This is a genomic window from Bartonella sp. MU37NMGALS (assembly GCF_042194015.1).
Classification (GTDB): domain Bacteria; phylum Pseudomonadota; class Alphaproteobacteria; order Rhizobiales; family Rhizobiaceae; genus Bartonella; species Bartonella grahamii.
In genome coordinates this window covers 1-571 of record NZ_JBHIML010000155.1, presented here as the reverse complement: position 1 = coordinate 571, position 571 = coordinate 1, and the positions used below count along the sequence as shown (strand labels likewise).

At 32.7% G+C, this 571-nt stretch carries 1 pseudogene; it reads left to right on the top strand.

The features are described 5' to 3' along the window. Nucleotides 1-571, top strand: a pseudogene (locus tag ACFIJP_RS09665) (hypothetical protein); the annotation flags it as partial.

Genomic DNA, 571 nt, shown 5'->3' with positions numbered 1-571 from the left:
CTGAATGTTTTGCTTGAAGAAGGATATTTCATTCGTTTAGCAGATGGTCGCTTGTGGAATTTAGATGTTGAAGAAGAGCTTACTAACTCTCATGAGAGTTTAGAAAAGGTATCAAAAGCATCACGATCAAAGAGATTATCGGAGAGAGCAAAGAAAGCAGCGCAGGCAAGATGGGATAAACATACAACTTATACTTGTGATGCTTGTGATGATGCTCAAGTTACTGAAAATACTGATAAAAACGATGCTAAAGCAATGCTTAATGATGCTAAAGCGATGCTTAATGATGCCTATATATATAACAATAACATTAACAATAACATTAACAATAACATTAACAATAACAATAAAAATAAAACTATTATTTTATCAAAAAGAGAAATTGATTTTGAAAATTTAGAAACAAACGATTTGGTTGAAAAGGCAATCGAGTGTGATGTTGAAAGCCAATCAGAACAAATCAAAACGATAGAAACCAAACAACCAATCATTCACGAGCAAAATATCAATCTTTCAAACGAAGCTAACAACCGATGGCAAATTAACGAAGCGATGATTGCGAAATTGCCTT